This window comes from Brevibacterium otitidis (assembly GCF_042429315.1).
Taxonomy (GTDB): Bacteria; Actinomycetota; Actinomycetes; order Actinomycetales; family Brevibacteriaceae; genus Brevibacterium; species Brevibacterium otitidis.
In genome coordinates this window covers 1-20,481 of the sequence record NZ_JBHMAU010000017.1, presented here as the reverse complement: position 1 = coordinate 20,481, position 20,481 = coordinate 1, and the positions used below count along the sequence as shown (strand labels likewise).

The window sequence follows — 20,481 nt, the reverse complement described above, 5'->3', positions numbered from 1 at the left end:
GGAAGAGACCGGTGAGAGGCCGGGACACTACCTCCTGCCCACTCATCGCGTCCGCGCTCGAATCCGAGTGAACCCCCGGACATCAAGCAGATCGGTGGATCAAGGTTAAAGCGACGGCCCAACGCCAAACCTCGGAATGTTAGAAAAGTCATTCATGGTCTGCAAGCTTCGTACCGTGAACGACTTTCCTAACTCTCCCGTCGAGCACCCGCAGCCTACAGTGACCGCGGTGAGAGGTTTGTCGACATATTCATATTTGCCGACCCCCAGGATACGAATTGGTCCAAAAGCTACTCAGTCCACGTTTCAGGATTCGAGACGCCTCGTGGCTCCCAGCTGACAGCTGTAGGCGCATTCACATCTCCACCAGGTCGGGTCTTCACAGGAGCTGCCTGCCAAATCAGACTGCCGTGAAGAACTCGCGGGGGAAGATCTGAATGTTGGTCGTCATCTCATCCGGTAGGTTGAAGCGGAAATCGCGTAGCACCGAACCGGCGCGCACGTCCACGCGGATAAGTCGGCCGATGTACCGCTCGCCGTTCGCTACGTCGCCCCCATCAGGGTCACGGGCGACGATGTCGATAATCCCGTCGGTCATTACCCAGGAATCGACGTCAAAGTGCTGCGGTATCACCGCCATGCGGGTTGATTCAACAAGCACCCCATCGTCAGCGACTTCAACTAACCCGGCATCATCAAGAAGATACTGTTTACTATCGACGGTGAACACGTCATAGCCAACGTGTTCACGCTTCGGAAGCACCGTCTGCTCGCCGCTCTTCAAGTCGATGTCGTACAGCAGCGTATTTACTCCAGAGTCCTCTGGATCGCTACCAATGCAACGCAATCGCTGGCCCGTGAGGTCGCAATCGGCCAGACCACCCTGCTTTGGCCATCGCCATTGGTTTAGGACCTCGAGGGACGCTGGGTCAATAATCGTCACCTGACTGCCGACTTCGTCTAAGGCGCTGCCGTCCTCTCCGGCGACCACAAAAGACCCGCCATGCTCGGACACCCAGTTGGCGTAGCCCGTGAATCGGCGGTCCGCCTTCGCTTCCCCCAGCGGCTGCTCAAGCAGAATCGGATTGGAATAACCGTCTTCACCAGCACCCGCGTTGTTGAACGTCACTACGGCACCTTTGGAGGACGAAGCTACTGCCGTAGCACCTCCAGCGTACTCGTAATCCGGAGAGCTGCGTTCTGCAGACCCGTCAGTCTTGATCAGCAGCCGATTGCCATCACGAGATCCCGTGAGAAGCACCGAATCTCCCAGGTTTGTCCGAACGCCTAAGTCCATTGCTCGAAAGCGGATTGTTTCAGCTAACTCGCCGTTACCTCCGACTACTGCGGCACCTGCCTCTGATGAGGCCAAATCACTATAGATGATCGTGTAGTCACCACCGACGGGAAGCTGAAAGCTCGCACCCGCCTCGTATCCGCAACCGGACAATCCCGCCACGAAGGCTAAGGGGAGTAGCGCAAGCCCGGCAACTCTGACTCCCATAACGTTCATTTGTTTCGCCGGACAATGTACGTGTTTGAGGAATTCACTAGATCGGCAGGCGTCACTGCCTTGTTGGGAATCGACCCCTTCTCGATATCAATACCTTGCTTCAACCACGCGCGCCACACCAGCTGACTGCAGTAGAACTTCTTTTCGGTCTTCTTGTTTATGAAGGACCAATTGTATGGCCTTCCGACTTTGCCTTCTGCATACTTTGCTGCAGCGCGGTACTTTGCAGCGGATTGCCTCTTCGGGCGGAGAAGGAAAGCTTTCGGCCGCGTTCTCCAGGAATTCCCATATCTCTGCACCCCATCCTTTTTGATCGGACTGTAGCGTTTCGCATACGATTCAATCGTCGTCTGACAACGACTCGATACTATTGCAGCGTGGCCGGTGAACGCGACGCTGCCCGAGTTCATCATCGTACTAACCCAGAATTCTCCTGTAGATCCTGCCCTACATTTCGACGCAGCAGGTTGTGGCATTGCACCTCGCTCGGATTCCTCGAGCTGCTTTCCAACGCGAAGTAGACCGTCCATGCTTGCTTCGATACTGGCAATTTGGCGTGCATCGGCTTGCCTCTCGGCACGCAGTTCCTTCTGCGTCATTTCGGTGGACTCATTTGCTGAGGCTATGCCAGGGGGGGTAATAGTCACCAATAGGGAACTTGCTAAGAGCGCAGCGAGAACGCGCCTGTACCGAATCATGGGGTACCTTTCTCGAGGGTGATCTTAATCTAATCCTCATTTCTTATTGCGTCAATAGCGCATCGGCAACAATTCGTCTGACACTGGAACTTTTGCAGCGCCGACTACCGCTAAGGCTAGACCTCCTTGACCTGACATTGAGCAGGTCACCATCTCGCCACCTCGGATTCCGCCGCACACCTCACAGCACTCTCCGGCTGCTTCTGCACGTTTCAGACCCGACACACTGCTTGCGGCGAGGCTCCCGTTGGTGCCACCGCGGAGTGAATCGCTTCTCACCACACTGCAATAGGGAGTGCCCTCGGCGCTTGCGCGTCGGGAACACTCCCTATCAGTCTGCGGTGCTTTCAGGAGCCCTCTGTCTCAGCCCGGTTCACCACTACAACTACAGTGCAAATGACGGATCAGACGTAGTCCTTGTACTTGTCGAGCAGGCGGACCGGCTTCTTGAGCGCATCGCGGCGGAACGGGTCGCCGAGCTCACGGTTGCACATGATCTCGATGACGGTCGTCTTGCCTTCGTTCATCTGCGCATCGATCGCGGCTCTGAGTGCGGGGCCGACCTCGTCGAGCTGGTCGACGGTGACGCCCTCGGCGCCCATCGCGCGGGCTATCTCAGCGAACGAGTCGGTGTCGATCTCGGCGGCGACGAAGCGGCGGTTGTAGAACTCCACCTGGTTCTTCTTCTCCGCACCCCACTGGCGGTTGTGGAACACGACCGCGGTGACCGGGATGTCGTGGCGGACAGCCGTCATGACCTCGACCATCGACATGCCCCAGGCGCCGTCGCCGGCGTAGGCGATCGCCGGGCGCTCCGGGCAGGCCTTCTTGGCGCCGATGATCGTCGGCAGGGCGTAGCCGCAGTTGCCGAACGACATCGGGGCGAAGAACGACCGCGGTTCCTCGAAGCGCAGGTAGGAATGCGCGACCGAGTTGATGTTGCCGATGTCGGTCGAGACCATGACGCGCTCGGGCATCGCCTCTTCGAGGGCGCGCAGCACCTGGCGCGGATGCAGCCAGTTGCCCTCTTCCTGCTCGGCTTCGGCGATCATGTCCTGCGAGAAGTCGTCGCGCTCCTCGGTCCACTCGGCGAGCTCCTTCTCCCAGGTGTCCTTCTCGGACCGGATCCGCTCAGCGCGCTCATCCTTGGTCTTGTCCGAGGCGACGTCGAGGCCGTTGAGCCGCTCCAGCAGCGCCGAGGCTGCCTGCTTGGCATCGCCGAGCACGCCGACCTCGATCTTCTTCACCAGTCCGAGCATGTCGGCATCGGCGTCGACCTGGATGATCTTGGCGTCCTCCGGCCAGTAGTTCAGGCCGTGCTGCGGCAGGGTGCCGAAGGGGCCCAGCCGGGTGCCGAGGGCGAGGACGACGTCGGCGTCCTTGATGAGCTTCATGCCGGCCTTCGAGCCCTGGTAGCCCAGCGGCCCGCACCACAGCGGGTGGGAGGCGGGGAAGGAGTCGTTGTGCTGGTAGGAGTTGACGACCGGGGCGCCGAGGCGCTCGGCCAGGGCCTTGCACTCTTCGACTCCATCAGCGAACACGACGCCGCCGCCGGAGACGATGACGGGGAACTCCGCCTCGGCCAGCAGCTTGGCGGCACGGTCGAGGGACTCGGGGCCGCCGGGGCCGCGGTCGATGACGGCCGGTTCGCGGATCTCGGTCTCGATCTCGCCGTAGAAGTAGTCGCGCGGGATGTTGAGCTGGGTCGGGCCCATCTCCGCCTTGGCGCGGTCGAAGCAGCGGGCGGTGAACTCGGCCATCCGGGCCGGGTTGGACACGTGGCCCTGGTACTTGGTGAACTCCTGGAACATCGGCAGCTGGTTGGCTTCCTGGAAGCCGCCGAGGCCGATGCCGTTGGTGCCTGCTTCTGGGGTGACGATGACGACCGGGCTGTGCGCCCAGTAGGCGGCGGCGATCGCGGTCACGCAGTTCGAGATGCCCGGGCCGTTCTGGCCGATGACCACGCCGTGGCGGCCGGAGGCGCGCGAGTAGCCGTCGGCCATGTGGGCCGCGCCCTGCTCGTGTACGACGGGCACCAGCTCGATGCCGGCCGGGGCGAAGATGTCCATCGCATCCATGAATGCCGATCCCATGATGCCGAAGATCGTCTCAACGTCGTTGGCGACGAGGGTCTCAACGAAGGCCTCCGACGGTGTCATCCGCTGTACGCCCTTGACGACCTCGCGTCCTGTGTTGGTCGAAGCCATTGCTCCCGACCTCCTTCTGGTCCGTGAACTCCAATGTTCCCGATAACGGAACAGTCCGTTCCGATTACTGTTGCGTGCTTCACTTTAGAGACCGAGCACCCCGCACGTCAACACATATTCCAAAATTGCGAACAGTCTGCAATACTTTTCGAGACAGACCGTTCGCTGGCGCCGCCGATCCGCGGCGCAGACTGGAGGAATCGTGAGCACCGCAGAGATCGTGGGGACCGCCGCCCATCCCGCCGCCGAGGCGGTGGAGATCGGCCGCGGACTCACCGGTGACACCCCGGTCCAGCGGCATCTGTCCCTCCTCGAGCTCATCGCCACCCGTGAGACGCCCTCGACCCTGCAGGGCCTGACGGAGGAGACCGGGCTGCCCAAGCCCACCCTGCACCGGATGCTCCAGCAGCTCGAAGACGCCGGCATGGTCCTGCGCGATGGCGACGGCCGCCGGTTCCGCACCGGCCCGCGGATGCGGCGGATGGCCGAGCGGACCCTGCTGACCGATGTGCACTTCGGCAATCGCAACCGGATCCTCGCCGAGCTCGTTGCCGAGATCGGCGAGAGCTGCAACATCACCGCCCTGTCCGGCCACGAGGTCGTCTACCTCGACCGCGTCGAGACCCCCGAACCCCTGCGCGTGACCCTGGCGCCCGGCTCGCGCGTACCGGCCCACGCCTCGGCCTCGGGCAAGCTGCTGCTCTCCCAGCTGCGCCCGGCTGCCCGCCGCCAGCTGCTCGGCACCGCCCCGCTGCGCGGCTTCACCCCGAACACGATCACCGACCCCGAGGCGGTCGAAGCTGAGGTGGCGCGCGCCGCTGAGCTCGGCTACGGCATCGACGATGAGGAATACCTCGCCGGGCTCGTGTGCGCCGCCGTGCTCATCCCGGATCCGTCGGGGATCTCGAACCTGTGCGTGGCCGTGCAGGCCCCGGCCCTGCGGCTGAGCACCGCCGACTGCGTCGACCTGGTGCCGGTGCTGCGCCGGGCCGCCGAGCAGATCGCCGCCCACAGCCACCCCACCGACGACAGCAGCGCCGATCAGGGCAGCGACGATGCTGCCGCGAACACCTGAGGAGGCTCCCATGACCCCGACGACACCGGACCTGACCGACACCGCATGCGTCCCGGACACCACCGTCAGCGCCCGCGAGGTCTTCGGCATCGACCGCGACCTCGAGGTCCCGGCGTTCTCCGAGCCCAACGAGCTCGTCCCGGCGATCGATCCGGCTCACCACTTCGACCCGGACGTGACCTTGGCGATCCTCTCCGGCTACGCGAAGAACCGCCGGGTCCTCGTCCAGGGCCTGCACGGCACCGGCAAGTCCAGCCACATCGAGCAGGTTGCCGCCCGCCTGAACTGGCCGTGCATGCGCGTCAACCTCGACGGGCAGATCTCGCGCCTCGACCTCATCGGCCGTGATGTCGTCACCCTCGAAGATGGCAAGCAGATCACCGAGTTCCGCGAGGGCATCCTGCCGTGGGCCGTCCGCCGCCCGGTCGCGCTGCTGCTCGATGAGTACGATGCCGGCCGGCCCGACATCATGTTCGTCATCCAGCGCCTGCTCGAGCGCGACGGCCGGCTGACCCTGCTCGACCAGTCGACCGTCATCGCCCAGCACCCGGCCTTCCGGCTCTTCGCGACCGCCAACACGGTGGGGCTGGGCAATGTCACCGGCATGTACCACGGCGTCCAGCGGCTCAATCACGCCCAGCTCGACCGCTGGTCGATCGTCGCCCACCTCTCGGCCCTCGACCCGGATGTCGAGGCCTCGATCGTCGACGCCCGCGTCCCGGGCCTGGAGCCGGAGACGATCGCGGCGATGGTGCGCCTGGCCAACCTCACCCGCGAGGGCTTCAGGGTCGGCGACCTCTCCACGCTGATGTCCCCGCGCACCGTGGTGACCTGGGCAGAGAACATCGAGATCTTCGGCGAGCGCGAACGCGCCTTCCGCCTGTCCTTCCTCAACCGCTGCGATGAGTACGAGAAGGGCATCGTCGCCGAGTACTACCAGCGCTGCTTCGACGCCGAGATCGCCGAGGCCGCCCCCGGGTCGCTGACCCCAGCCGGAGCCTGAGCATGAGCACCCAGCCGACCACCGCCTCGGGCGCGGGCGCGCCGCTGACCGCCGACCCGACGACCGCCACCGGCGGGCCGCCGCCGGGTGCCCAGGAGAGCCCGCGGACCACGCGCCGGCGCGAGCACTTCCGCGAGCTCGCCGACGCCCAGGCACGCGCTGCGACCGGCCGGCCGGGTCTGCATCATCGCGGCGGCCGGCTCTACGACGGGCCCAAGCGGCTGGCCGTGCCGGCCCTGCACCTCGATCCCGCGCCCGAGGCGTCGCTTGCCTCGCTGCGCGGGGTCGCGGATGCCGTGTGGCTGCGGTGGGAGGCCTCGGACCGGCAGCTGCACCGGCGGCTGCGCCCAGCCGAGCCTGCCGCCCGGACGGTGTTCGATCTGCTCGAGCAACTGCGGGTCGAGTCGCTCGTGCCGGGTTCAGCACCGGGAGCCCGGCGGAATCTGGCGCTGCGCTTTGCGGAGTGGTCGGGTGAGTTCCTCGCCTCCGGGCTCATCGAGACGAAAGTCGGGCTCATCATCTTCGCCCTCGCCCACACCGCCCGCTCGAGGATCCTCGCTGTGGCGATCCCAGCGCACCTGGAGGATCTGCTCGAGCACACACGCTTCGATCTGGCCGAGAAGATCGGCGCCCCGCTGCTGCAGCTGCGCCGAACCCGCCATGACCAGGAGGCCTTCGCCGGCCCGGCTCTGCAGCTGGCGGGCATCGTCGCAGCCCTGGCCGAGGAGGCCGCGGCTGAGGATGAGCTGGCCCACGGCGGGCGGAGCGGGCGCGCCCCGGACCTGGCGCTCTTCGATGAGGAGCGTGAGGCTGAGGAAGGCGATGGCGACGGTGTGGTCGCAGGGCTCGGGCAGTCGCAGACGCTCAGTGCCGCCGCCGGGCAGTATGCGGTGTTCACCCGCGTCTATGACGAGACGACGACCGCCCTCAAGCTCGTGCGCCCGGTCCGGCTGCGGGAGCTGCGCCGCCGGCTCGATGAGGCGATCAGCGAACGTGGGCTCTCAGTTCACCGGCTGACCCACCGGCTCGAGCGTGAGCTCGCCCGCCCGGGCACTGACGGCTTCGATGCCGGGCAGCCGGAGGGCCGGCTCGACCGACGCCGGCTCGCCCAGCTCATCGCCGCCCCGAGCCAGACGCTGGTCTTCGAGACCGAGCGGATCGTCCCGCGCGCCGAGCTTGCCCTCACGGTGCTCATCGACTGCTCGGGTTCGATGCGCACCCACCAATTCGCCGTCGCTTCAGCGGTCGACACTTTCGCCCGGGCCGGTGATGCGCTCGGCATGAGTGTCGAGGTGCTCGGCTTCACCACCCGGTCGTGGACCGGTGGGCGGGCGAAGAAGGACTGGCAACGGGCCGGCTCACCCCTGGGGGCCGGACGGATCGCTGAACGCCGGCACATGGTGCTGCTCGACGCTGACGCCGGCTACCGGCGGGGGCGGGCAGGACTCGCGGCACTGCTGCGCTCCGACCTGTACAAGGAGGGTCTCGACGGGGAGGCGCTCGACTGGGCGGCTGCCCGGCTGGCCCGCCGCGAAGCCGAACGCAGGGTCGTGCTCGTCATCTCCGACGGCAGCCCCTCGGATGCGGTGACGGCCAACGCCAATGACGAGGAGTACCTCGGCGCCTACCTGCGCCGCACCGTCGATCAGTGGACGGCCAGCGGCCAGGTCGAGATCGCCGGCCTGGGCGTCGGGCTTGATCTCAGCGTCTTCTACGACCGGCACCAGACCGTCGACATCGACGCCGGAGACGCCAACGCCGTCATCACCGGGATGGTCGAGCTGCTCTCCCGGCGATGAGACCGACTCCTACTGCCGCCGCTACCTCTGTCCCTGGCCCCTCCGCATGCGCCGCAGACCCAGCACAGTCGCGATCAGGGTCAGCACACCCATGACGATGAGCAGCCAGCCGAAGAGCGGAGAGTGCGGCACATGCAGACTCCCGAGCGAGACTCCGCCCGATAGCAGCCACGTTCCACCCATGAGAGCCAGGACTCCGGCAAGGGCACGGCATGAGATCTGCGACCACGCAGACTCACCACGACGGTCAGTCATCTCTCTCCTCGTGATTCGACGTTGTTTCCCTTTAAATGCCACATGCCTTGAGAGCGGCTACACCACTGAGAGACTTGGCCAAGTCAATGAGCTCCTTCTCGACAGTCCTCCCCGCGATACCTCGAGCTCCCTTGAAAACGCGAGCTACAAGGCGTGGACCATATTTGGCGACGAGCTTGCCCAGGCGCCAGGCAAGCTTCGCTACTCGTGCTGCAGGAAACACGGTAAGAGCAACGAACCCGGCAATCGCTGCAGCACATGCCGCCACCGATGTCCCGCGACCACGCACCGTAATGGCCCCTTCCATCTCAGGTTCACGTTCGATCTCCCGGCTGGCTCTTTGCAGAACCTCCAGCCGCTCGTCATCGAATGTAAAACCCACGACCTCTCCGCGCTCGTCAACAACTTCATAGATCCGGGTACCGTCACTCATTGTCTCCGTCACCCTACCCCGTCGGTGACCCTGCGGAATCGCGGCTGACTTCTTTGAAGACGCCTCAGCTGCTACTCCAGTTGCGAGGATAGCCGGCGCAGCGATACATGCCGCGAGTACCGTACGGCGACTAGCTACATTGACGTTCAGTTCGGTCATCTTCAATCTGTCCTTTCTCAGTAACCTCAGACGAAACCTCAGCGAGCACCCACGCAAGCATCAGGCAGCTGGATCAGGCATCACCGCTGCAGGCTTACCGGCACTCTTTGCCGCCGCCCAGCAACAGAACAGTAGACCTTCGTCGTAGTCGACTGCGCGTGAGTCGTAGCGACCCGGTCGGCAGCACAAGACAAATCTCACGCGGTGTGCAAGCTGCACCCCAGACGGGCCTCGCCTGCCTGCAACCCCAGCAGCTGAGCGCCAGGCAGCATGTGCTTCAGATCAGAGTTCGACCTGGCGGTTGACGTCCTTGTACAGCAGGTATCGGAACGGCTCCGGCCCGCCGGCGTAGCAGGCCTGCGGGCAGAAGGCGCGCAGCGCAAGGAAGTCGCCTTCCTGCACCTCGACCCAGTCGTCGTTGAGCCGGTAGACGCCCTTGCCCTGCAGGATGTAGAGCCCGTGCTCCATCTCGTGCGTCTCAGCGAACGGAATCGAGGCACCGGGTTCGAAGGTGACGATGTTGACGTGCATGTCGTAGGCGAGGTCGGCCGGATCGATCATCCGGGTGGTCCGCCAGCGACCCTCGGTGCCCGGCATCGGGGAGGTTCGATGTCGTTCTCGTTGCCGAATACCGGCGCCGGACCCATCGGTGTTCGCCGCCAAGCCGGTGCGCATCCTCACCCCGACCGACCTGCGCGAGCTGCGGGAGGGCGATGTGTTCATCGACGGCCGGTTCCTCGACCCCGACGGCGAGGAGATCCCGGACGTGCCCGACGAGAAGGTCGAAGAGATCCGCGAGGCCATCGAATGCGGTGAGATCACCGACACCGCCGAGGTGAAGGCGATCGCCGAAGGAGAGAAGCCGCTGCCCCGCCAGACCGGCTCAGCAGACAGAACGGCGCCCAGCACGGACGCTGCCACGCGCGAGAACGGAGCGTCGCACACCAGCTGAGCTGCCCGCCTGACACACAGCCGGCCCGGCGACCCACAGTCGTCCGGCCGGCTGCCGTCATTCCGGAAGCCAGACGAAACCGCAAGCGAGCCGCACCTGCCAGCGGCCCACCGCCTCGGGAGCGGGATGCGGACTCATGCGCCCGGCCGCATCTGGACTCATCAACACCGGTTGATCTGGCGCTTGCCGCCGGCCGGTGCAGATGGTGAACTGGCGGCAGGTGCCCGCACAGCGCCGTGACCTCAGCGTCCTCATCAGCGTCGATAGGAGAGCAATGGAACCGACGGTCGTCTACCCCGCCCGCATCGTCCGCACGATGGACCCGGCCCGGCCCACCGCCGAGGCGATCGCCGTGCGCGGCGACAGGATCCGGGCGGTGGGCACGGTCGAGGAGCTGCTCACCTACCCGAACGCGGTCATCGACGACCGCTACGCCGAGGTGGTGCTGCTGCCCGGCTTCGTCGAAGCGCATTCCCATGCCGGTTCCGGCAATGTGTGGGCCTCAACCTACATCGGGCTCGTCGACCGCATCGACCCCGATGGCCGCCGGTGGCCCGGCTGCCGCAGCATCGAGGCGGTGCTCGAGCGGCTGCGCGAGGCCGAGGCGGAGCTCACCGATCCGGAGGAGCCGCTGCTGGCCTGGAGTCTCGACCCGATCTACTTCCCCGGCGACCGGCTCGTCGCCGCCCACCTCGACCGCGTCTCGACGACCCGGCCGATCCACGTCACCCACACCAGCGGGCACGTCTCAACGGTCAACTCCGCAGCGATGGCCCGCTGCGGCATCGACGCCTCGACCGAGGTCACCGGCGTCGTCAAGGACCAAGACGGCAACCCCAACGGCGAGCTGCAGGAGTTCGCCGCGATGGCTCTCGCCGGTGAGCTGACCGACGGCGGCGGGCTACTGAACATCAACGCGACCGCCCTGCGCCGGTTCAGCCAGGAGGGCGTCAACACCGGCACCACGACGCTGACCGACCTCGGCACGACGATCCTCATGGAGGACGAGGGGGTCGAGCTGTTCCGCTCGACCGTCGATGCCGACTTCCCGGCCCGGATCAACGTCTTCCACTTCGGGGCAGGCGTCGGCGAGGTCGCCCTGTCCATGCCGGAAGCCGCCCAGCGGCTCATCGAACTGCGGGAGACCTCGACCGACCGGCTGCGCTTCGGCAACGTCAAGCTCATGCTCGACGGCTCGATCCAGGGCTTCACCGCCCGGATGATGGAGCCAGGCTACTACGGCGATGAGCCCAACGGCATCTGGGGAGTCGCCCCGGAGGAGTTCATCGAGGCCTTCCGCATCTTCCACGAAGCCGGGCTGCTCATCCACGTCCACTGCAACGGCGACCAGACCACGCAGCTGTTCCTCGACGCGCTCGAAGCCGCGCTCATCGCCCACCCGCGCCCGGACCATCGGCACACGTGCACGCACTCGCAGCTGACGACGCAGGCGCAGTACAAGCGGATGAAGGCCCTGGGTGCTGGGGCGAACATCTTCGCCAACCACATCTGGGCGTGGGGCGATCAGCACATGGACATCACCGTCGGACCCGACCGGGCCGCGCGGATGAATGCGGCGGCGACTGCGCTGCGCATCGGGGTGCCGATCACCCTGCATTCGGACACCCCGGTCACCCCGCTCGGCCCGCTGCAGACGGTCAAGCACGCTGTCACCCGGCTGACGGTCTCCGGGCGGGTGATGGGCGAGTACGAGCGCATCAGCCTCGATGACGCGCTCGAAGCCGTCACCCTCGGGGCGGCGTACCTGCTGAAGATGGATCACGAGATCGGTTCGCTGGAGGCCGGCAAGTTCGCCGATGTCGCCGTCCTCGACGCCGACCCCTATGAGGTCGCGCCCGAGGCGGTCGGTGAGATCCACGCCCGCGGCACCATGGTCGGCGGGCAGCACTACGCCTCTGTCGTCGAGCCGGCCGGTGCCTCGGGAGCGGATGGCCAGTGAGCGCGCCTGCGGCAGCCGACGCACAGGGTGTCAGCCGGTCCGGTGCCCGGCGTTCCGGAGCCGGCCGTTCCGGTGGCCCTCGTTCCGGTGCCCGGCTTGGGATCATCGGCGGCTACCTGGGTGCCGGTAAGTCGACGCTGGTCAACCGGCTGCTGGCCGGGATCCTGCCCGGGCGCACCGCGGTCGTCGTCAACGACTTCGGGACCGTCAACATCGACGCCGCGCTCATCGCCGCAGCCAGTGACGACACCATCGAGCTGACGAACGGCTGCATCTGCTGCCAGATCAGCGACGATGCGCTGCGCACCATGAGCGCACTGGCCGCCCGCGACGACCTCGATCAGGTGCTGTGCGAGGTCAGCGGGGTCGGCAATCCCGGCCAGCTGGCGGTCTGGCGCAGCTATCCGGGTTTCAGCGCCGGTCCCGTTCTCGTGTGCGCCGACGCGACAGCGATCACCAGCCAGCTGGCCGACCTCTACGTCGGCGACGCGGTCGCCGGTCAGCTCGCCGCCGCCGAGGTGGTGCTCGTGACGAAGACGGACCTCGCCTCCCCCGCCCAGGTCGAGGCGGCGGTCGCCGCCTGCCGACAGGCCGCCGGGCAGGCGGTCATCGTCGTCCAGGATCCAGACGATCCCGATGCCACCGCCGCCGAGGCGCTGCGCACCCCCGTGCCGGAGGCGGCTGGACGCGCACGGCAACCGGCGGGAGGACCCGCACCACAGGCGGCTGAGGCGAGCGGCCCGGACACGGCTGGGGGACCCGCGCCGGAAGCGAGCGCACCCAACCGGCGAGCCCATGACGCTGCGGCCTCGTTCCATGCGGCTGCGCACGCCACGGCCACCGTCGAGATCACCGGTCCTGTCGGCCTCGAAGCACTCACCGGTGTGCTCGACACCCTCGCCGGCACTCTCGTGCGCGCGAAGGGGATCGTGCCCACCGCCTCGGGAACGGCGCACTCCGTGCAGCTCTCCGGGCGCCGCATCGACGTGCGCCCCACCGACCGGCCGGCCACCGACGGCTTCGTGCTCATCGCCGCCGGGGCAGATCCCCAGGCCGCCGTCGATGCGGCGGCCGCCGCGCTCGCGCCTGTGCTCACCGGTGACTGAGCGCACCTGCGCCACCACCGTGCTGGACCCATCGGGCGCGACGGAACTGGTCCTGGCCACCGGCGGCGATCGCCGGGATGGTGAGGGAATACGCATTCATCAATGAGGATGGATATTCATCAACGGGGATGGAGAATCTGCGCCCATGAACTGGTATCTCGTGTGGATCATCGGCTTCCTGCTGCTGCTGCTCGTCATCAGCGTCGTCGCCACGACTCGCGTCAAGAGCGCTGACGGCTATGTCATGGCCGACTTCAGACTCGGGTTCTTCCCCATCTGCGGTTCGGTCATCGCCACCGTCACCGGTTCGGCCGCCCTCATCGGCGGTGCGGGCAAGGGCTTCGAGATGGGGCTGTCGTACAACATCACCGGTGTGGCCTACGCCAGCTTCACCATCGCCGCTGTGCTGCTGCTGGGCCCGGTGATCCGCCGGCTGCGGCTCTACACCGTGCCTGAGCTCTTCGCCCGCCGCTTCGGCAAGGTCGCAGCCCTCATCCCGGCCCTCATCGTCGGGTTGCTGTACATGACCCCGACGTTCGGCATGCAGCTGGTGGGCATGGGCGCGATCCTCGCCTCGATCACCGACCTGACCGTGTTCTGGGGCATCCTCGCCGGCTTCGTCGTCACCCTGGCGTTCACGCTCGTCGGCGGGATGCCGAGCGTCGCCTGGACGGATGCGATCCAGACCTTCGTCATCCTCGCCGGTGTCATCATCACCCTCATCATGGGCATCAACTATGTCGGCGGGATCGACACGATCATCGAGAACACCCCGGCCGATCACTTCTCCTTCACCTCGATCGGCGGCATCGAGCTGCTCAACTGGTTCCTCATCTTCGGCCCGTTCTACATCGTCTGGCAGACGACCTGGCAGCGGCTCACCGCAGCTAAGAGCGACCGGGTCGGCATCTGGGCGGTCGTCATCGGCTTCGCCGTCTCTGTGCTCATCGGCGCGGCGGCGATCGTCATCGGCATCGCCGCCCTGCAGATGTTCCCGGCCGGCACCATGCCCGATGTCATCTACACCTCGTTCATCGCCGAGATCTTCCACGGCTCGATCGGCGGGCTGCTGATGGTCTCACTGCTGGCTGCGCTGCTGACCGGCGCGACCTCGTTCCTGCTCTCAGGTGCGATCAACATCTCCAAGGACATCTACCAGGGCTGGATCAACCCGCAGGCGAAGGACGATCAGATCCTCAAGGTGTCCCGGATCTCGGTCGCGGCGATGGCAGTCATCGGCCTCGGCATCGCCCTCGTCATCAAGGACATCATCGCGATCTACCAGGTCGCCCTGTCCTTCACCGCGACCACGCTCGTCATGCCGGTGCTCGCGGCGATGTTCTGGAAGCGGGCGACGAAGCGCGGCGTCATCTGGTCGATGATCGCAGCGATGGCCGTCTCACTGCTGTGGCGCTTCTCCGGCCAGCCCTTCGGCATCCACGAGATCCTGCCCGGACTCATCACCTCGGCCATCGTGCTCATCGCCGTGAGCCTGGCGACCCGCCACTCCGATGACGAGGTCGTCGTCGCCTACTACCACGCCTACCGAGCCGGCGAGCTGCGCACACATGGTGTCGATGAGGAGCCGGCTGCAGCTGGGGACGTCCCCGCGGGGACGTCGACGGCAGCAGGTCAGGCCACCGCGCCCGAGGCGGAGGTCGCCGCTGGCACGCAACCGGCACGGACAGCTGAGGCTGCGTCACCGGGCGTTGAGCAGCAGCGGCCGCAGGCGGAGTGACGTCATCCGGTTCGGTGCGTCAGGACTCGAGCACGGCAGCGGTGCTGGCAGCCGGTGAGAGGTCGAGACGGCGCAGCAGCTGCGCGTTGAGCGCCACCACTACTGTGGAGGCTGACATGAGAATCGCGCCGATGCTCATCGGCAGCACGAAGCCGACCGGTGCCAGCACGCCGGCGGCAAGCGGAACCGAGATGAGGTTGTAGCAGGCAGCCCACCACAGGTTCTGCTTCATCTTCCGATACGTCGCACGGGACAGTTCGAAGACCGAGAGCACCAAACGCGGATCCGACGAGGCGAGGATGACACCAGCGGAGCCGATCGCCACATCGGTGCCCGCACCGATCGCGATACCGACGTCTGCCTGGGCGAGCGCGGGAGCATCGTTGACGCCGTCCCCGACCATCGCCACACGCCTGCCCTCACGTTGGAGCTCCTCCACTGTGGCGGCTTTGTCCTCGGGCCTGACGCCGGCGAACACCCGGTCGATGCCGAGCTCTGCTGCGACGGTGTTGGCAACTGCCTGTGCGTCACCGGTGATCATTACGACCTGCACCCCGGCTGCATGCAGGGCAGCGACGGCATCGTGCGATTCCGCGCGGATCTCATCGGCCAGCCGCAGCGCACCGATGACGGCGCCGTCGGCCAGCCCGGTTGGGCCGATTGACACCTGTCGGGTACGAAGCAATTACTGACTCACCTGCAGCCGCAGCGTGACACCCTAATTGTCACCTCCCCTCGCATCACTCCCACGCATTGGACATCTACGTTATAGCGGCGCGGCCGGTCAGCCTCAGTCGTCCATTTCGTGCGCCGCAAAGGCTGAACAATGCATCGTGTCAGCATCGTCGCTATCCCCTGGCCGAGCTTCGGAAATGGGCGCGTGAGATCGGTATGTCGTCTCTGGTCTCGGGCGTGTTTCCAACAATGCGATCGACGCTTATACCGCCTCGCGTTGATCGCGCCGGTAACGAGTGCCGGGCTCTATGGCGCGCCATCTGCACCGATGTTGGGGTTCGTGTCACGCAGCCTCGGACCGCGGGACAGGGACTTGTGGCGACAGTCTGGACACACAGTGGCGGCCTTCTGGTAGGCTCGGTGTTACCGAGGGGTGCCCCGTCAAGGGGCTGAGATACCACTGGACGATGGTCGGCGTGGTGACCCTTAGAACCTGATCCGGATCATGCCGGCGAAGGGACTGGTCTCGTAGGGCTTGCTCCCGTCGCTGGCCTCCAGAAGTGAGGCCACAGTGTCGATTCCTCCCGCCGATTCCGACGTCGGCCGTGCGCGGCCGACGGTCGCCGTTCTCTGCGTCGTCATCGACGATGACCGTGTGGCCTTGGTGCGTCGGGCGAATCCGCCCGATGCCGGGTACTGGGGCTTCCCCGGTGGGAAAATCGAGTTCGGAGAAACCATCACGCAAGCAGCCGAGCGTGAGCTGGACGAGGAGACTAGTCTCGTGGGCGACGCCATCGGCGTCCTGACGACGATCGATGCCTTCGATCGCGGCACGGATGGCGATCTGGTCAGCCACTTCGTCCTCATCGCCGTGGCGTGCCAGTGGCGGTCCGGATCCCTGCGTGCCGGTGACGATGCCCTAGAAGCTGGGTGGTTTGCCCTCGACGAGGTCGACGACGCCCAGCTGGCGCTGAGCAAGGACGTCGTCGATGTCGCCCGGTACGCCGTTGCCGTCGCGCAGAACGAGGTGAGAGCGTGACGATTCACATTGTCCTCTCGATAGCGGGAACCGACCCGACCGGTGGTGCTGGTGTCCAGGCCGATCTCAAGGCGTTCACAGCGATAGGTGCCTACGGTGTGACAGCCGCCGCCGCGGTCGTTGCTCAGAACACTTGCGGCGTGCGCTCCTTCGTTCCCCTCGACCCCTCTTTCGTCGGCAAGCAGATCGATGCGGTCTTCGACGATGTCCATGTCGACGCGGTGAAGATCGGCATAGTCGCCAACGCCGCGAACACCGAGGTCGTCGCCGACCGGCTCCGACAGCACGAAGCCGAGAACATCGTGCTCGGCAATGGTACCAAGAGCGGCGATCACCTTCTCGACACCGACGCCGTGGCCGCCGTCCGGGACACGCTCGTCCCGCTGGCGACGATCATCACGCCGAACCTCCCCGAGGCTGCGGTCCCCCTCGACACCAAGGAAGCCACAACTTGGCAGCAGATGCACGATCAGGGCACCCGGCTGCGCAGCCTCGGTTCTCCCTGGGTGCTACTCAGGGCGGACACCTCACGCACGAGGCGTCCCACGTCGACTATCTGCGGGCCGGAGGGAGCCCGTGCATTCACCGCCGCCAGAGTCAAGACTCTCAACGACCACGGAACCGGCTGCACACTGTCGTCGGCGATCGCCTCGCTGCTGCCCAATCACTCGGCGCAAGACAGTGCGCGCCAGGCCGAGCGGTATCTTCACGATGCTCTCATCGCCAGCGACCTCCTCGACGTCGGTCACGGCCACGGTCCCGTGCATCACTTTCACCAGCTCTGTCCGCGGGAATAATCCGTGCCGAAACCACTCACCGTATGTGTCGACGCCAGAAAGTCCTGGCAACCAGATCATGCTATTGGCGCCACTCAACTCGTGAAGGAGAACAATTGTGACCGAGACGCGAAAGATGTTTCTCGCGGGCCCATTCAAAGCGCTCGTCGATTCCGACATACATGTGATGCGAGGTTCCGACATCGATAAGTACGCCTCGATCATCGACTACTTCGAGACGCGGGGATGGGACGTGCACTGCGCTCACCGCAGGGAAGATTGGGGGCGCGATTTCATGGAACCCAGCGAGTGCACACGCATCGACTATACGGAGATCGCCGCCTGCGACGTTTTCATCGCTTTCCCCGGGTCGCCAGCGTCACCAGGAACACATATCGAGATCGGGTGGGCATCGGCCTGGAAGAAACCCATCATCCTTCTCCTGGAGAAGGACCAGGAATACGCATTCCTCATCCGGGGTCTCTCAGCGGTCGCCGACGTGGAAATGATCACCATCGACCCCCAGCAGGCAACCGGACCGCGCATCCACGCCGCCATTGACCGAGCACGGGAAGGAGCTCGCAGTGAAGCATGAGTACCCAGACCTGAACGCGCTCTACTTGGACACGCTGCGACACCTCTGCACCAGCTTCGAACACCGGAACAGCCCCCGCGGCCAAGACGAGCGAGAGAACATCGGCTTCAGCGTACGGCTGACGAGCCCGGCGCGCCGGTACTGCCTTGTCCGGCAGCGTCGCCAGAACATCATCTTCAACTATGCCGAAGCGCTCTGGTATCTCTCCGGCAAGAACGACCTCGACTTCATCCGCAACTACGCTCCCTCGATGGAACGCTACAGTCCTGATGGGGTGAGCCTGCCCGGCACTGGCTATGGCGCCAAACTACTTAAAGACGTCGGCGGTGAGGACGCCATTGAACGAGTTGTTAACATCCTTCGCGAGGACGACCCAGCCAGCAAGCGTGCCGTCCTGCAAGTCTTCGACGATTCGGAAGACATCTACCGGCGCAACATCGACGTGTCCTGCACGCTTGCCCTCCAACTGCTGCTCCGCGGCGAGCATCTGCACATGGTCGCATTCATGCGCGCCAACGACGCTTACATGGGACTGCTCAACGACACGTTCTCCTTCACCTTTCTACAGGAGTTCCTCGCCTCCATGCTGGGTGTGACGCCTGGGGTCTACGTCCACCAGGTCGGCTCGCTCCACATCTACGAAAAAGACCTCACGCGAGTAGAGGAACTCCTCGAACACAGCGGCCAGGTAATCGACGCACCGCGAGCTTTACCGCAGCTACCACCAGGGGCGACGATGGCTCAAGTGCGAGAGGTTCTCACCCTTGAACAGTCGATCCGCGCAGACCAACTCCCCGCCGATGCTCTGACCGCCCTCACCCTTCCGCATGCGTGGGTGGAGATCCTCCGACTGTTCTGGATCCACCGGCAACTCCAATCCGGACGACCGATCGACGTCTCGGTCCTCGACGACCTGCATCCCCTCCATCGAGACTTGCTGACGAACCGGTGGCCAGCGATCGAGTCCGACCACACGCACGTGACGGCGGTGCACCGATGACGACGTCATGGCGGAAACCATCAGTCTCGGCAGGCTTCGACGCCTATGACGACTACGTCGAACACCGGCTGGCCTACCTTCCCCTGACCCGGGATCTCGAGAACCTCTACGGTGGGGATGCGGTCGTGCTTGACTACGGATGCGGCAGCGGAAAAGTCTCCCGACGGTTACTCGATACCCGAGCCGCAGGCAGGGTCGTCGGTGTCGACATCAGTGCGAACATGGTCCGTCTCGCCCAGTCTCAGACACCCCAGGACGCCGCCCGATTCCACACCATCGACAGCGGCCATGTGCCGTACCCGGATCACACGTTCGATGCCGTGGTCTGCTGCTTCGTGTTCATCAACGTGTCCGCCCGAGAGGACCTCCGCCGGATCGCAGACGAGCTCGCGCGCGTCCTTAAGCCCTCCGGATCGCTCTTCATCGTCGACAGCAACCCCGCAGCCACAGGAATCCAGTTCCCCACCTTCCGCAGCGGTGAGCCCGGCCGAGACTATCAGGACGGCGACGAACGGAAGGTCAGCTTGCAGGTCCCAGGGGTCGGAGTGCTTGAACTCGTCGACCGGCACTGGTCGATTAGCACCTACGAGTCGGTGCTGGCCTCGGCCGGATTTACGATCCGTGAGATCACGACGCGAGGCGCCGACACCGTCAAGGACGTCGGTGCGCAGGAACCCGTTGACCAACCGCCCTTCATACAGATCCGAGCGCAGGTCAATGGCGCCGACGCGGTGGAATGATGACGCACGAGCGGCCCCACCCGCGACCGGCCACGCTTGCGGCAGTGGTCCGAGGAAGTCGTGTACTTCTCGTTCGCCGCGCCCACATGCCCGATGCCGGCCGGTGGGCGTTTCCCGGAGGGAAGATCAGACCGGGCGAGACACTGTTCACCGCAACCGCGCGCGAACTCGCCGAGGAAACCGGGGTCGACGCCACCCCTTACCGCATCTTCGATGCTGTTGATGTGATCGACGCTGACAACCATCTGCATTACGTCCTGGTCGGAGTGCTTTGCCGATGGCAGCACGGAGAACCGACACCTGCCGATGACGCCCTCGATGCAGCATGGTTCACCCTCGAAAAAATGCGGGACTTACCGCTGGCGGCGTCGTTCGACGTTCATGGCGTCGCCGCAACTGCAATCAGGCTCGCCTCGCTCGACGAATCGGTACAAGGCCGGGATGCCTAAGCCTTGATCCACCGATGTAAGTAGCCGGATCGAGCCGCGTGTGGAATGGAAATGCCCCTCCTGAACTGGGAAAATGGTGATGTTATAAGTCAACATTCCCGGCCAAGAAAGGGGCACCTCTCAGGTGCTATTCAATCACACACCCACGGCTGTGTCTCATTCCTTCGATGACGAGAATTTCATCGCGACGACCGGGCTGGTCCTGATCATGGGCCTGGCCCAGAAGGCGGGCTTGCTCGACCTCGCCGACGACAGGCTGACCGTGTCGACCACTGGCGCTGACAAAGGCGCGAACCCGGCTGCGAAACT

At 65.3% G+C, this 20,481-nt stretch carries 17 protein-coding genes, 3 pseudogenes and 1 riboswitch; of the genes and pseudogenes, 14 read left to right on the top strand and 6 right to left on the bottom strand.

What is annotated here, in order from left to right:
• Positions 1-400: 400 nt before the first annotated feature.
• The 3 genes from ACFFN1_RS01395 to xsc all read right to left on the bottom strand — a co-directional run bounded on the left by ACFFN1_RS01395 (position 401) and on the right by xsc (position 4,418).
• Entirely contained in the window at positions 401-1,129 is a 729-nt protein-coding gene (locus tag ACFFN1_RS01395; protein ID WP_376837898.1) for a hypothetical protein, read from the bottom strand.
• Between the two features lie 380 nt (positions 1,130-1,509).
• The gene (locus ACFFN1_RS01390) at positions 1,510-2,112 is read right to left on the bottom strand and encodes a YiiX/YebB-like N1pC/P60 family cysteine hydrolase (protein ID WP_376837896.1); all 603 of its coding nucleotides are present in this window, start codon (positions 2,110-2,112) and stop codon (positions 1,510-1,512) included.
• A 503-nt stretch (positions 2,113-2,615) separates the two neighbouring features.
• A complete protein-coding gene (gene xsc, locus ACFFN1_RS01385; protein ID WP_376837895.1) occupies positions 2,616-4,418 on the bottom strand; it encodes a sulfoacetaldehyde acetyltransferase in 1,803 nt (600 codons plus the stop codon).
• Between the two features lie 202 nt (positions 4,419-4,620).
• On the opposite strand from xsc, the gene ACFFN1_RS01380 reads away from it, so the two are divergent.
• The 3 genes from ACFFN1_RS01380 to ACFFN1_RS01370 are packed head-to-tail and all read left to right on the top strand — an operon-like array spanning position 4,621 to position 8,295.
• Positions 4,621-5,493 carry an IclR family transcriptional regulator gene (locus tag ACFFN1_RS01380; protein ID WP_376837893.1) on the top strand — a complete coding sequence of 291 codons (873 nt, stop codon included), beginning with the start codon at positions 4,621-4,623 and terminating at the stop codon, positions 5,491-5,493.
• A 10-nt stretch (positions 5,494-5,503) separates the two neighbouring features.
• On the top strand, positions 5,504-6,496 hold the full coding sequence (locus ACFFN1_RS01375; protein WP_376837890.1) for an AAA family ATPase: 993 nt from the start codon (positions 5,504-5,506) through the stop codon (positions 6,494-6,496).
• Positions 6,497-6,498: 2 nt separating this feature from the next.
• A complete protein-coding gene (locus ACFFN1_RS01370; RefSeq protein ID WP_376837888.1) occupies positions 6,499-8,295 on the top strand; it encodes a cobaltochelatase CobT-related protein in 1,797 nt (598 codons plus the stop codon).
• Positions 8,296-8,581: 286 nt separating this feature from the next.
• On the opposite strand, the gene ACFFN1_RS01365 is transcribed toward ACFFN1_RS01370, so the two are convergent.
• Both ACFFN1_RS01365 and ACFFN1_RS01360 read right to left on the bottom strand, forming a co-directional pair.
• Positions 8,582-9,142 carry a hypothetical protein gene (locus ACFFN1_RS01365; protein WP_376837887.1) on the bottom strand — a complete coding sequence of 187 codons (561 nt, stop codon included), beginning with the start codon at positions 9,140-9,142 and terminating at the stop codon, positions 8,582-8,584.
• 282 nt (positions 9,143-9,424) lie between these two features.
• Positions 9,425-9,783 (bottom strand): annotated as a pseudogene (locus tag ACFFN1_RS01360) (cupin domain-containing protein); the annotation flags it as partial.
• An 8-nt stretch (positions 9,784-9,791) separates the two neighbouring features.
• Between ACFFN1_RS01360 and ACFFN1_RS01355 the strand changes: the two are divergent.
• The 4 genes from ACFFN1_RS01355 to ACFFN1_RS01340 all read left to right on the top strand — a co-directional run bounded on the left by ACFFN1_RS01355 (position 9,792) and on the right by ACFFN1_RS01340 (position 14,898).
• Positions 9,792-10,094, top strand: a complete 303-nt coding sequence (locus ACFFN1_RS01355) for a hypothetical protein (protein ID WP_376837885.1) — start codon at positions 9,792-9,794, stop codon at positions 10,092-10,094.
• 274 nt (positions 10,095-10,368) lie between these two features.
• The gene (locus ACFFN1_RS01350; protein ID WP_376837883.1) at positions 10,369-12,054 is read left to right on the top strand and encodes an amidohydrolase; all 1,686 of its coding nucleotides are present in this window, start codon (positions 10,369-10,371) and stop codon (positions 12,052-12,054) included.
• Complete coding sequence (locus ACFFN1_RS01345; RefSeq protein WP_376837881.1) at positions 12,051-13,160, top strand: CobW family GTP-binding protein; 1,110 nt, start codon at positions 12,051-12,053, stop codon at positions 13,158-13,160. The genes ACFFN1_RS01350 and ACFFN1_RS01345 overlap by 4 nt, the downstream gene beginning before the upstream one ends.
• Positions 13,161-13,305: 145 nt before the next feature.
• Entirely contained in the window at positions 13,306-14,898 is a 1,593-nt protein-coding gene (locus ACFFN1_RS01340) for a sodium:solute symporter family protein (protein ID WP_376837879.1), read from the top strand.
• A 19-nt stretch (positions 14,899-14,917) separates the two neighbouring features.
• Here the strand turns inward: ACFFN1_RS01340 and ACFFN1_RS01335 are convergent.
• A pseudogene (locus tag ACFFN1_RS01335) lies at positions 14,918-15,544 on the bottom strand (HAD-IC family P-type ATPase); the annotation flags it as partial.
• Positions 15,545-15,992: 448 nt separating this feature from the next.
• Positions 15,993-16,111: riboswitch (TPP riboswitch) on the top strand.
• Between the two features lie 33 nt (positions 16,112-16,144).
• Here ACFFN1_RS01335 and ACFFN1_RS01330 point away from each other — a divergent pair.
• From ACFFN1_RS01330 to ACFFN1_RS01300, 7 genes and pseudogenes are all read left to right on the top strand, one after another.
• Positions 16,145-16,612, top strand: coding sequence for an NUDIX hydrolase (locus tag ACFFN1_RS01330; RefSeq protein ID WP_376837877.1), 468 nt, complete (start codon positions 16,145-16,147; stop codon positions 16,610-16,612).
• Positions 16,609-17,409 (top strand): bifunctional hydroxymethylpyrimidine kinase/phosphomethylpyrimidine kinase, encoded by an 801-nt coding sequence (thiD, locus tag ACFFN1_RS01325; RefSeq protein WP_376837875.1) that lies wholly within the window; start codon positions 16,609-16,611, stop codon positions 17,407-17,409. The genes ACFFN1_RS01330 and thiD overlap by 4 nt, the downstream gene beginning before the upstream one ends.
• Positions 17,410-17,506: 97 nt before the next feature.
• The gene (locus ACFFN1_RS01320; RefSeq protein WP_376837873.1) at positions 17,507-17,983 is read left to right on the top strand and encodes a nucleoside 2-deoxyribosyltransferase; all 477 of its coding nucleotides are present in this window, start codon (positions 17,507-17,509) and stop codon (positions 17,981-17,983) included.
• Positions 17,973-18,983, top strand: coding sequence for a thymidylate synthase (locus tag ACFFN1_RS01315; RefSeq protein WP_376837871.1), 1,011 nt, complete (start codon positions 17,973-17,975; stop codon positions 18,981-18,983). The genes ACFFN1_RS01320 and ACFFN1_RS01315 overlap by 11 nt, the downstream gene beginning before the upstream one ends.
• Complete coding sequence (locus ACFFN1_RS01310) at positions 18,980-19,723, top strand: class I SAM-dependent methyltransferase (protein ID WP_376837869.1); 744 nt, start codon at positions 18,980-18,982, stop codon at positions 19,721-19,723. Before ACFFN1_RS01315 ends, ACFFN1_RS01310 begins: the two co-directional genes overlap by 4 nt.
• Positions 19,720-20,172, top strand: coding sequence for an NUDIX hydrolase (locus ACFFN1_RS01305; RefSeq protein ID WP_376837867.1), 453 nt, complete (start codon positions 19,720-19,722; stop codon positions 20,170-20,172). Before ACFFN1_RS01310 ends, ACFFN1_RS01305 begins: the two co-directional genes overlap by 4 nt.
• Positions 20,173-20,323: 151 nt before the next feature.
• A pseudogene (locus tag ACFFN1_RS01300) lies at positions 20,324-20,481 on the top strand (IS1380 family transposase); the annotation flags it as partial.

What these genes read in the sequence shown, in the direction of transcription:
- ACFFN1_RS01340 (WP_376837879.1), top strand. Translation starts at nt 13,306, where the DNA reads ATGAACTGGTATCTCGTGTGGATCATCGGCTTCCTGCTGCTGCTGCTC.
- ACFFN1_RS01390 (WP_376837896.1), bottom strand. Translation starts at nt 2,112, where the DNA reads ATGACGCAGAAGGAACTGCGTGCCGAGAGGCAAGCCGATGCACGCCAA.
- ACFFN1_RS01310 (WP_376837869.1), top strand. Translation starts at nt 18,980, where the DNA reads ATGACGACGTCATGGCGGAAACCATCAGTCTCGGCAGGCTTCGACGCC.
- ACFFN1_RS01370 (WP_376837888.1), top strand. Translation starts at nt 6,499, where the DNA reads ATGAGCACCCAGCCGACCACCGCCTCGGGCGCGGGCGCGCCGCTGACC.
- xsc (WP_376837895.1), bottom strand. Translation starts at nt 4,418, where the DNA reads ATGGCTTCGACCAACACAGGACGCGAGGTCGTCAAGGGCGTACAGCGG.
- ACFFN1_RS01365 (WP_376837887.1), bottom strand. Translation starts at nt 9,142, where the DNA reads ATGACCGAACTGAACGTCAATGTAGCTAGTCGCCGTACGGTACTCGCG.
- ACFFN1_RS01375 (WP_376837890.1), top strand. Translation starts at nt 5,504, where the DNA reads ATGACCCCGACGACACCGGACCTGACCGACACCGCATGCGTCCCGGAC.
- ACFFN1_RS01350 (WP_376837883.1), top strand. Translation starts at nt 10,369, where the DNA reads ATGGAACCGACGGTCGTCTACCCCGCCCGCATCGTCCGCACGATGGAC.
- ACFFN1_RS01305 (WP_376837867.1), top strand. Translation starts at nt 19,720, where the DNA reads ATGATGACGCACGAGCGGCCCCACCCGCGACCGGCCACGCTTGCGGCA.